Origin of the sequence: Pseudomonas sp. R62 (genome assembly GCF_000257605.1) — a bacterium.
Lineage (GTDB): Bacteria > Pseudomonadota > Gammaproteobacteria > Pseudomonadales > Pseudomonadaceae > Aquipseudomonas > Aquipseudomonas atacamensis.
In genome coordinates, this window is record NZ_JH635999.1 from 1,452,893 (window position 1) to 1,462,620 (window position 9,728).

Annotated in this window: 9 protein-coding genes; 4 read left to right on the forward strand and 5 right to left on the reverse strand. The window is 61.8% G+C overall.

Annotated features, from left to right (window positions below; genetic code table 11):
• Positions 1-240, reverse strand: a 240-nt coding sequence (locus OQK_RS24665) for a DUF417 family protein (RefSeq protein WP_016774777.1), incomplete at its 3' end; no start/stop codon positions are given.
• A gap of 125 nt (positions 241-365) precedes the next feature.
• Here OQK_RS24665 and OQK_RS24670 point away from each other — a divergent pair.
• Together OQK_RS24670 and OQK_RS24675 are read left to right on the forward strand one after the other, a co-directional pair.
• Positions 366-1,271: an AraC family transcriptional regulator gene (locus tag OQK_RS24670; RefSeq protein WP_016774779.1), complete on the forward strand. Its 906-nt coding sequence runs from the start codon at positions 366-368 to the stop codon at positions 1,269-1,271.
• Positions 1,272-1,426: 155 nt separating this feature from the next.
• Positions 1,427-2,203: an alpha/beta fold hydrolase gene (locus OQK_RS24675; protein WP_016774780.1), complete on the forward strand. Its 777-nt coding sequence runs from the start codon at positions 1,427-1,429 to the stop codon at positions 2,201-2,203.
• 27 nt (positions 2,204-2,230) lie between these two features.
• Here the strand turns inward: OQK_RS24675 and OQK_RS24680 are convergent, their stop codons facing one another.
• Positions 2,231-3,151: a LysR family transcriptional regulator gene (locus OQK_RS24680; RefSeq protein ID WP_016774781.1), complete on the reverse strand. Its 921-nt coding sequence runs from the start codon at positions 3,149-3,151 to the stop codon at positions 2,231-2,233.
• A gap of 153 nt (positions 3,152-3,304) precedes the next feature.
• On the reverse strand, positions 3,305-3,934 hold the full coding sequence (locus OQK_RS24685) for a glutathione S-transferase family protein (RefSeq protein ID WP_016774782.1): 630 nt from the start codon (positions 3,932-3,934) through the stop codon (positions 3,305-3,307).
• A 285-nt stretch (positions 3,935-4,219) separates the two neighbouring features.
• Here OQK_RS24685 and OQK_RS24690 point away from each other — a divergent pair, with 285 nt between their 5' ends.
• Together OQK_RS24690 and OQK_RS24695 are read left to right on the forward strand one after the other, a co-directional pair.
• Positions 4,220-6,271, forward strand: coding sequence for a 2Fe-2S iron-sulfur cluster-binding protein (locus OQK_RS24690; protein WP_016774783.1), 2,052 nt, complete (start codon positions 4,220-4,222; stop codon positions 6,269-6,271).
• Between the two features lie 18 nt (positions 6,272-6,289).
• Entirely contained in the window at positions 6,290-6,502 is a 213-nt protein-coding gene (locus OQK_RS24695; protein ID WP_016774784.1) for a hypothetical protein, read from the forward strand.
• On the opposite strand, the gene gabP is transcribed toward OQK_RS24695, so the two are convergent.
• Positions 6,499-7,905 (reverse strand): GABA permease, encoded by a 1,407-nt coding sequence (gene gabP, locus OQK_RS24700; protein ID WP_016774785.1) that lies wholly within the window; start codon positions 7,903-7,905, stop codon positions 6,499-6,501. The two genes, OQK_RS24695 and gabP, sit on opposite strands and share 4 nt — an antisense overlap.
• A 235-nt stretch (positions 7,906-8,140) precedes the next feature.
• Positions 8,141-9,728, reverse strand: a 1,588-nt coding sequence (locus OQK_RS24705; RefSeq protein WP_038861710.1) for a TonB-dependent receptor, incomplete at its 5' end; no start/stop codon positions are given.

Sequence of the window (9,728 nt, forward strand, 5' to 3'; positions counted from 1 at the left end):
GTCGGCGTTCAGCTCGCCCTCATGGGTCAGGTGCGCCTTGTAGTCCTGCGGGTGTTCGTAGAAGAACGACATCACCGGGCTGTTGGCGACGAAGGGCGTGATGCTGTCGGCTTCGTACGGGACGAATTTCAGCGCGCCGATCCACAGGAAGACGATGGCGATGGCCACGCGCATCAGCGGGATGCCGAGGCGATCGAGTTTGCCGAGCTGTTGTAGTCCGGCGTTGATTGAGGTGAACATGCGACTTCTCCAGATCAATGAAAGTGGAGTCAGTCTGCGGTGCTACCGAATCGCGCTTTTGTCGGTCATGCTCAACGTCTTGCTCAATCGTCTCAACTTTGCGGATTTCTTCGTGATGGGTGCCAATGAACTCGCTCGATAAGCTCATCAGCCTGGCCAACGTGCGCGGCAGCCTCGATCTGCGTTGCCAGTTTCAAGGCGACTGGGCGCGCGATCATCAACAGGAAGCCTTGGGCAAGGCGCCCTATCACATCGTGCTTAAAGGTGAATGCCGGGTTGAGCTGGCCAGCGGGCAACGCCTGGCGATGCGCGCCGGCGACATTCTTTTGTTGCCACGGGGCACGCCGCATGTGCTGCACAGCGGCGGTAAAGATGTAGCGCCAATGCTGCCAACGCTGATTCCAGGCGGGGTGTTGCCGATCTATCGGCTCGGTGGGGCGAGCGCCGATCTGGACATGCTCTGCGGTGGTTTTCATTACAACCGCGCGTCGATGCTGTTCGCCGCCCTCCCCGATTACCTGTTGATTGCCAACGATGGCTTGCCGATTGATGCGCCACTGACCGCCCTGATTGCGCTGTTGCGCAGCGAAGCCGACAGCGAACAGCCGGGCGCGCGGTTCCTCCTCGATTCACTGTCCCAAGCCTTGTTCACCTTGATTCTGCGTGCGCATCTGGCCCGTGCGGAGCAGGACAAGAGCACCTTGGCGCTGCTCGGCGACCAGCGCCTCGGCCGGACCTGTCAGGCGATACTGGCCGACCCGGCGCACGAATGGACCATCGAAGCCATGGCCGACACCGCAAACATGTCTCGTGCAACGTTCATGCGCACCTTCGTCCGGGTCGCCGGTATTTCGCCGTGGGTGCTGCTGACCCAGTTGCGCATGGAGCTGGCGTTCAGTCTGCTCAGCCATTCGCATCTGGGCCTGAATGACATTGCCGTGCAGGTCGGCTACCAGTCGCAAGCTGCATTCAGCAAGAAATTCAAGGAAACCTACGGCGAGGCCCCGGGCAAGATCCGCCGCGCGATCTGAGCGGATGGATCGCTTTGTATCAGCGTGTAGCATTTGCCGACACAGATACACACGCATGCGAAGTTCGGCCGTGCGCACACACAACTGACACATTTAGCGCGCCAAATACCACTGTCGCTTCCATTCCTACCTTAACCAATCGACAGGACATCACCATGAACAAAGTCTTCGCTACCCTCGCCCTCACCGCCGCCATGTTCGGCGCCACCGCAGCGTTCGCCGCGCCGGTCAAACCTACCGTGGTGCTGGTACACGGCGCATTCGCCGATTCGAGCAGCTGGAATGGCGTGGTCAAGATTCTCGAGAAGGATGGCTATCCGGTGATCGCTGCGGCCAACCCGCTGCGCTCGGTCAAGAGTGATGCGCAATCGGTGGCGGATGTGCTGGCCAGCGTGAAAACTCCGGTGGTGTTGGTCGGCCACTCTTACGGTGGCCCGGTGATCAGCGAAGCCGCTTACGGCAATGCCAATGTCAAAGCGCTGGTGTACGTCGCCGCGTTCGCCCCGGAAAAGGGTGAAACCGCAGCCGAATTGTCCGGCCGCTTCCCTGGCAGCACCCTTGGCCCGACCCTGTCGGCCCCGGTTGAGCTGGCCGATGGTGGCAAGGATTTGTACATCCAGCAGGACAAATTCCATGAGCAGTTCGCTGCCGATGTTTCCCCTGCTGATGCGAAGTTGATGGCCGCCACCCAGCGCCCGGTCACCGTCGCCGCGCTCAACGAAGCCGCCACCGAGCCTGCATGGAAAACCGTGCCGTCGTACTTCGTCTACGGTGACCAGGACAAGAACATCCCGGCGCAAGCCCTGGCGTTCATGGCCGAGCGCGCGCACTCCAAGCAGACCGTCGTGGTCAAAGGCGCGTCGCACGTGGTGATGGTGTCCAACCCGAAAGCCGTCGCCAGCCTGATCGAAACCGCTGCGGCCGGGAAGTGATCCAGCGCTGAGTTGAACCTTGAAGCCTTAGCCGTGAACCCTGTTCACGGCTTTCAGCGCTGGGTGGTGTTGCAGCCGCTCGCTGAGAAAGTCCACGAACGTGCGCACCTTCGCCGGTACGCGCGGATGTTTCAGATAGACCAGTTGCACCGGTAACGCCGGCGGCTCAAAGGCCTGCAACACCAATTCCAGTTCACCGGCCGCAACCTGGCTGGCGACTTGATAAGACAGCACCCGGGTAATGCCCCAACCGGAACTGGCGATGTTGATCGCCGCCTGATTCGCCGTGACCACCAGACGCGGCTCGAAGCGAAAACTCAACGGGCCATCGGCATGGGCGAATTGCCAATCGCTGAGCAAATGACTGGCGGACGACATGACGATATTGGCGCGGCTCAGCTCGTTCGGATGTTGCGGTCGGCCATAGCGGGCGAAGTAATCGGGGGTGCCGCAAATCACTTGGCGGACCTCGCCGACCTTGATTGCATGCTGATTGTTTTCGTGCAGATGGCCGATGCGTACGGCGACATCGATACCCTCTTCCGCCATGTTCACCACGCGATCGACCAGCAAGGCCTTGAGATGCACCGAAGGAAACGCATCGACGTATTGCGCCAGCAACGGCGCGATGAACAGCTCGCCAAACAGCACCGACGCGGTCACGCTCAAATGCCCGCACGGCACCCGATAACTGCCGGCGGCCGCCTCTTCGGCTTCGTCGACGTCGCACAGAATTCTTCGGCAATCATCCAGATAACGATGCCCGGCTTCGGTCAGGTGCAGGCTGCGCGTGGTGCGCGACAACAGGCGCGTGCCGATGCGTTGTTCCAGCGCGGCAATGGCGCGGGTGACGCTGGGGGGCGAGGTGTTCAAGCGCCGGGCCGCCGCCGCAAAGCCACCCTCCTCGGCCACGGCCAGGAACATGCGCATTTCCTGAAAACGATCCATAGACGGGAACCTGCCGAAGATTTTGAAAACCCACCGCCCCCTGTGGGAGCGGGCTTGCCCGCGATGGCGTCCTGTCAGTCAACAACGATGCTGAATGACCCACCGCCTTCGCGAGCAAGCTCGCTCCCACAGGATTAATGAAGCGTGCTGAACCTAAGCCGTTTGAAGGCCCACCGCTGTGCGCTGCATGCCGACGAATTTCGGCAGCGCCTCGACCCGCGCCAGCCACGCCCGCACATTCGGATAATCCTCAAGCGAGACATTGCCTTCCGGCGCGTGGGCGACGTAAGTGTAGGCGGCCACATCGGCAACGGTTGCCTTGTCGCCGGCAAGGAATGCGCTGTTGGCCAGCTCGTCTTCCATCACTTGCAATAAAGCGTGGGAACGCTTGATCGCATCAGCCGCGTCGTAACCGGCGCCGAACACAGTGATCAAGCGCGCCGTGGCCGGGCCGGAGCTGATCTGCCCGGCGGCCACCGATAACCAGCGTTGCACCTTGGCTTGCTCGACCGGATCGATCGACAGCCACTGGCCGTTGCCGTATTTGCTCGCCAGATAAACCAGAATGCCGTTGGAATCCGCGAGCACCGTGCCGTTGTCATCAATCACCGGCACCTGGCCGAAACGGTTGAGGGCGAGGAATTCAGGGGTTTTGTGGGCGCCCTTCATCAGGTCGACGAACACCAGTTCGGTCGGCACATCCAGCAGGGACAACATCAACTCGACGCGATGCGAGTGGCCGGACAACGGATGGCGGTACAGTTTGACGGCTGACTGGGACATGACGTGCTCCTGGATTATTTGAGGTCGACCCGCTGATCGTGTCGATGGGGCTCATCCTGCTCCCCTGCCGCAAATCGCGGAATCCTCAGCCAATACAATCGAGCATTTCAGCCAGTGAAATAATCACCCGCCTCCTTAGGCGCGCGCAGGGATCATTTCACCGAGTGAAACAGTGGATTGCAGTTTCTGGCCATTCCCTCGCAACCGGCCGAGGGCGAACATGAGCCCACTTGAGCTTCAGCCCCTGGCGGCTCACCGGCCCGTTTGTACCCGAGGAGAATCGAAATGGACACAGCGTCGAAACCGCAGCCCTCGCCCTGGCATGAAGGTGAGCTGACCCTGCAACGTGCCGTCGGCGCGGTGGAGATGATGGTCGGTGTCGGCCAGCGGCAACTGGCCCGCGACTGGATGCCGGACCAGCACCGCGAGTTCTATGCGCAACTGCCCTTCGTCGTGCTCGGCGCCGTCGACAGCCAGGGCGATCCGTGGGCAACGCTGCGCACCGGTCAACCGGGGTTCATGGATTCGCCGTCACCACAGGTTCTGAAGATCAAACTCGACGCGCAGCCCAACGACCCGGCCAATCAAGGCCTGCAACCCGGCGATGCGATCGGCATGCTCGGCATCGAGCTGCACACCCGTCGGCGCAATCGCATGAACGGCAATATCAGCCGCCGCGAGGACGACAGCCTCGAGATCAGCGTGACCCAGGCTTACGGCAACTGCCCGCGCTATATCAACCTGCGCCATTACGCCTTCGTCGATGAGACCACCGACAACGCGCTCGACTTGCCGGTCAGCGAACCCTTGGTGCGCGACATGATCACCGCCGCCGACTCGTTCTACGTAGCCACTTACGTGGTGCGCGACGGCGAGCGCCAGGTCGATGTATCCCATCGCGGTGGCAAATCCGGCTTCGTGCACATGGACGAGGACGGCACCCTGACCATCCCGGATTTCTCCGGCAATCTGTTCTTCAACACCTTGGGCAACATCCTGCTCAACCCGCGCGCCGGGCTGACCTTTATCGATTTCGAAAGCGGCGATCTGTTGCAGATGACCGGCAGCGCAGAAGTGCTGCTCGACGATCCGCAAATCGCCGCGTTCCAGGGCGCCGAGCGCCTGTGGCGCTTCAAGCCGCAGCGCATCGTTTACCGTCAGGCCGCGCTGCCACTGCGCTGGGCCGAGCAGCCGGAAGGCGATTCGCCCAATTCGCAAATGACCGGCAGCTGGGAACAGACCCGCGAGCGTCTGCAGGCCGAGGCGCTGCGCAATCAATGGCGCGCGCTGCACGTCACGCGGGTGGTCGATGAGAGTCCGCAGATCCGCTCCTTTTACCTGCAAGCCAACGACGGCTTCGGCCTGCCGCGCTTTGAACCGGGCCAGCACTTGCCGATCAAGGTCTTGCTCGACGGTCAGGATGCCGCGTCGATCCGCACCTACAGCGTGTCCAGCGCGCCGTCGGACGAGTTCCTGCGCATCAGCGTCAAACGCGATGGCTCGGTATCCTCGCATCTGCATGATCGGGTCCAGGCACTGGATTTGATCGAAGCCCGCGCGCCGCAAGGCGATTTCACCGTCGACGCCACCGAACGCCGGCCACTGGTGCTGTTGGCCGCAGGGGTTGGGGTAACGCCGCTGCTGTCGATGCTGCGCGAGGTGGTCTATCAGGGCAAACGCATCAGCCGCATGCGTCCGACCTGGGTGGTGCAAAGCAGTCGCACCGTTGAGGATCTGGCCTTTCGCGAAGAAATCGACGCCTTGGCTGCGCGCGCGGGTGACAAGGTCAAGGTGCTGCGCGTGGTCAGCCAGCCGCCGCTGGAAGCAACAGCGCAGGGTTACGATCACGCCGGGCGCATCGACATCGCCTTGCTGAAAAGCCTGCTGCCGCTGGATGACTACGATTTCTACCTGTGCGGCCCGGGCAGCTTCACTCAGGCGCTGTACGACGGCTTGCGCAAAATGCGCATTCCCGACGATCGCATCCACGCCGAAACCTTCGGCCCGTCGACGCTGATCCGCGATGTCGAAATCAGCACCCCGGCGCCGCCGCAGGTGCCGGTCGCCGAAGAACCGGTCAAGGTATTGTTTGCGACGTCCGGCAAGGAAGCACGCTGGGAACCGGGCAGCGGCACCTTGCTGGAACTGGCCGAGGCACGTGGCTTGAATCCGGAGTTCAGCTGTCGCGGCGGCTCGTGCGGCACCTGCAAAACCCGCCTTACCAGCGGCCAGGTGCATTACCTCACCCCGCCGGCCATGCGCCTGGCGGACGACGAAGTGCTGATCTGCTGCGCCGCCCCGGCGCAGGGCAGCGAAACCCTGGTGCTGGACGTTTGATTGTTGAGGAGGTGCGCCATGAAGCCGTTTGCCGAAACCAGCGTCGTTTGGCCGCAAGAGAACACCGGACTGTCCGCCAGCGAATGCGAACGCAGTTTTTTGCTGCCGCAACTGATGGGCTCGCTCGCCGGTGAAACCTGCGCGTTGACTGGCTCACTCAGTCAACGTGAGCATCTGCCATCGAGCCCGAACGGCTGGTTTTCCCGCGGGCTCAAGGCGTTGTTTGCTTAGGCTTTGCTAACAGCCGCCACCCTGCTCGCCGGCCGGTGCTGGCGGCTGGTGACCAGGCCGATGAACGAGATCAGCAACGCCAGGCCAATGGTCGAGGTCACTTCCAGGCGGTGTTCAGGGGTGATCATCATCACTGCCAACGCCGCGCAGATGAAGGCGATGACCAGCCAGGTGAGCCAGGGAAACAGCCACATGCGCAAGGTCATTTCGACCTTTTCCCGTTCCAGTCGGCGGCGCATGCGCAACTGCGAAATGGCGATCACCAGATACACCAGCAAGGCAATTGCGCCGGAGCTGGCGAGCAGGAACTGGAACAGCCCGGCCGGCATGAAATAGCTGAGTAACGTCACGCCTGCGCCGATCACCGTGCTGGCAATGACCGCCGCGCGTGGCACGCCGGCCGCCGAAGTCACCTTCAATGCCGGCGGCGCATCGCCGCGTCGGCCCAGCGAATAGAGCATGCGCGAGGAAATGTAGATCGACGAGTTCATGCAACTGGCCACCGCGATCAACACCACCACGTCAACAAGGAATTTAGCGTTGGGGATGTTCATCAGTTCCAGTGCGCGCTGGTAGGAACCGACCGACGCAAGTTGCGGGTCATTCCACGGCACCACGGAAATCACCACGAAGATCGACAGCAGATAGAAAATGCCGATGCGCCAGATCACCGAGCGCGTGGCCTTGGCGATGTTCTGCGCCGGATTGTTCGATTCCGCAGCGGCAATGGTCACCGCTTCGGTGCCGATGAAACTGAACATGATGGTGATGAACGCGCCGACCACCGCCGACATGCCGTTCGGCGCAAAGCCGCCGTGCTCGGCCATCAGCGTGCTCAAGCCACTGGCTTCACGCTCGGGAATCCAGCCCATCAGCACCGCAAAACCCAGGCCGATGAAACCGATGATCGCGATGACCTTGGCCATGGCGAACCAGAATTCGAACTCGCCGTATTTCGACACGCTGAACAGGTTGGTGATGACCAGCAGCACGATCGACAGCAAAGCGAACAACCACGCATCGACTTGGGGAAACCACTGATTGAGCACGTGCCCGGCGGCCAAGGCTTCGATGGGAATCACCAGCACCCAGAACCACCAGTAGAGCCAGCCAATGGTGAAGCCGGCCCAGCGGCCAATGGCTTGATCGGCGTAGGTGGAAAACGAGCCGGTGTCGGGATGCGCCACGGCCATTTCGCCGAGCATGCGCATGACCAGCACGACCAGCAGACCGGAGAACAGATAAGCGAGCAGCACCGCAGGTCCTGCGGCGGCGATGGCGTGGCCTGAGCCAACGAAAAGTCCTGCGCCGATGATGCCGGCAATGGAAAGCATGGTGACGTGACGCGGTTTGAAACCTTGCGCCAACTGACCGTTGGAGTCCTTGGGGTTCAGGCTAGTCATGGGTTCTTATTGTTCTCATGATCGACGTTTGGGCCACTGACTGAGCGTCAGGCGATCATCATTTCCGGTGTCGGCATCAGGCGAAAGCTGCGACGCAGACGCTTTGCCGACGAAATGATGCTTCACCTTACGTGGCCCGACCGCCGCGCAACTAGCCTGAGTGCGGCATGCCGATGTCTGATTTCGACATGCCACTCTCAGGCCAGCATGGGGCGGCGGCAACCGCTGCGGCGATTTACAGCGTGTAGGAAATCCCCACCTGCACGGTTCGCGGCGCGCCCGGGTAGGCGTAAACGTTGCCGAAGGCGCCTTCTTCGTAGTCGCGATCGAAGATGTTTTTCACATCCAGGTTGAGCCGCACCTTGTCGTTGACCTTGTAGAAGCTCAGCAGGTCGACCACGGTGTAACTGCCCATGGAAAACGCGGTGTTGGCGGTCTGCCCGGCGCGCTCGTCGACGTATTTCAGGCCAGTGCCAAGGCCAAGACCTTTGAGCGTGCCGTCCTGGAATTCGTACATATTGAGCAGGCTGAAGCTGTTCTTCGGGATGTTCAGCAGGCGCGTGCCGGAGCGCAGCGTGTTGTCCTTGGTCACCTCGGCGTCGACGTAAGCGTAACCGCCGACCACTCGCCACTCCGGGGTGAGATTGCCGGTGACGTTGACGTCGAAACCACGGCTGCGTACTTCACCGGCGGCGACGCTGAAGGTCGAATCCACCGGGTCGGTGGTCAGCACGTTGCGTTTTTCGATCTGGTAGATCGCCGCCTCGACGCTCAACTGCTGATCCAGCGCTTCCCACTTCACGCCCATCTCGTAGGACTTGCCTTTCTCCGGGGCGAAACCGCCGCCTTCGCGACTGGCGCCGGTGTTGGGCTTGAACGAGCGCGCGGTGTTGGCGTAGACCGCCAGGGTATCGGTCAAATCGTAGGTGAGGCCGATACGCGGGGTGACGGCGTTGTCGCTGGCCTGCCAGCTCTTGCCGCCCGGCACGTAGGTTTCGTAATCGTGCTCGAAGCGCTCGAAACGCGCGCCGGCCAGCACTTTCAGTTTGTCGGTCAGGGCGACCTGATCCTGCACGAACGCGGCGTAGGTCTTGAGGTTCTCTTTGTCGTGGGTCGGCGTGCGGGTCAGCGCCGGGCGTGGCTGGCCGTAGACCGGATTGAAGATGTCGATCGGGTAGGCACTGACCGCGCCGCTGGAGCGCTGGATGATCGACTTGTAATCGTAATCTTCATACTCGATGCCGGTGAGCAAGGTGTGCTGCAGACCGCCCGTGTCGAAATGCCCGGTGAGGTTGAGCTGGGTGTCCTTGTCGGTCCATTCCAGCTTGCGGTAGTTGAAGTTACGCCCCAGCGTGCGGCCGTCAGCGGCAATGCCGTTGGCCTCGATCGCATTGCCCTTGAGCGAGCCGTCGAGCCACTGGAAACCGCCGCCCAGGGTCCAGTCGTCGTTGAGCATGTGCTCGAAACGCAACTGCGCCATGTTGTTGTCGTTGTGCAGTTTGCCGACGTCCTTCTCGCCAAAGAAGGTATCGCGCGAGGCAGTGCCGATCTGCGCCGGGTAGCGCGTCACGCCACGATCGAGCGGCGCGTTGTTGCGCATGAAATCGCCTTCGAAAATCAGCTTGGTCGCGTCGGTGGCCTGCCAGGTCAGCACCGGCGTGATGCCGTAGCGCTCGGTCTCGACATGATCGCGGAAGGTGTCACCGCCCTCGCCCACCACATTCAAGCGATAGGCCAGACGCCCTTCTTCATCCAGCGGCCCGGAAGCGTCGAGGGTGCCGCGCTTCATGCCTTGGTCGTTCAATTGGCTGCCCAAGGTAACG

What these genes read in the sequence shown, in the direction of transcription:
- gabP (WP_016774785.1), bottom strand. Translation starts at nt 7,905, where the DNA reads ATGACTAGCCTGAACCCCAAGGACTCCAACGGTCAGTTGGCGCAAGGT.
- OQK_RS24670 (WP_016774779.1), top strand. Translation starts at nt 366, where the DNA reads ATGAACTCGCTCGATAAGCTCATCAGCCTGGCCAACGTGCGCGGCAGC.
- OQK_RS24675 (WP_016774780.1), top strand. Translation starts at nt 1,427, where the DNA reads ATGAACAAAGTCTTCGCTACCCTCGCCCTCACCGCCGCCATGTTCGGC.
- OQK_RS24690 (WP_016774783.1), top strand. Translation starts at nt 4,220, where the DNA reads ATGGACACAGCGTCGAAACCGCAGCCCTCGCCCTGGCATGAAGGTGAG.
- OQK_RS24695 (WP_016774784.1), top strand. Translation starts at nt 6,290, where the DNA reads ATGAAGCCGTTTGCCGAAACCAGCGTCGTTTGGCCGCAAGAGAACACC.
- OQK_RS24680 (WP_016774781.1), bottom strand. Translation starts at nt 3,151, where the DNA reads ATGGATCGTTTTCAGGAAATGCGCATGTTCCTGGCCGTGGCCGAGGAG.
- OQK_RS24685 (WP_016774782.1), bottom strand. Translation starts at nt 3,934, where the DNA reads ATGTCCCAGTCAGCCGTCAAACTGTACCGCCATCCGTTGTCCGGCCAC.